At 64.3% G+C, this 443-nt stretch carries 1 protein-coding gene; it reads left to right on the top strand.

What is annotated here, in order from left to right; genetic code table 11:
• Window positions 1–12: 12 nt before the first annotated feature.
• On the top strand, window positions 13–443 hold a 431-nt coding region (locus RM844_RS32870), incomplete at its 3' end, for an AMP-binding protein (RefSeq protein WP_311671086.1).

Genomic DNA, 443 nt, shown 5'->3' with positions numbered 1-443 from the left:
GGTACAACCATCGTGACTGCCGACGCCAACCGGCGATTGTTGTCGATGGATCTCGACGACGACGATGACGTCGAGGAACTCGACGGGTGGGGTAACCGGGCAGCCTTGAATGAGGTGGTCCCGGTGTCGGCGTCGATCCCGGTGCTGTTCGACGCGCAGGTGGCTCGTCATCCGGACGCGGTGGCAGTCAGCCTCGGTGCCAGTTCGTTGACCTATCGGGAACTCGACGCGGCTGCGAATCGGTTGGCGCACTTGCTGGTCGAGTGGGGAGGAGGTCCCGGGCTGCGGGTGGCGTTGTTGTTCCCACGTTCGGTCGAGGCTGTGGTGGCGATCATGGGGGTGCTGAAGACCGGTGCGGCGTATGTGCCGATCGATCCTTCGGTGCCCGATGCGCGCTTGGATTTCGTCCTAACCGACTCGGCGCCGATCGCTGTGGTCACCAC

Origin of the sequence: Streptomyces chisholmiae, from assembly GCF_031845445.1 — a bacterium.
GTDB classification, from domain to species: domain Bacteria; phylum Actinomycetota; class Actinomycetes; order Streptomycetales; family Streptomycetaceae; genus Streptomyces; species Streptomyces chisholmiae.
Note: the sequence above shows the minus strand (reverse complement) of the source record. Positions and strands in the feature narration are given on the sequence as shown.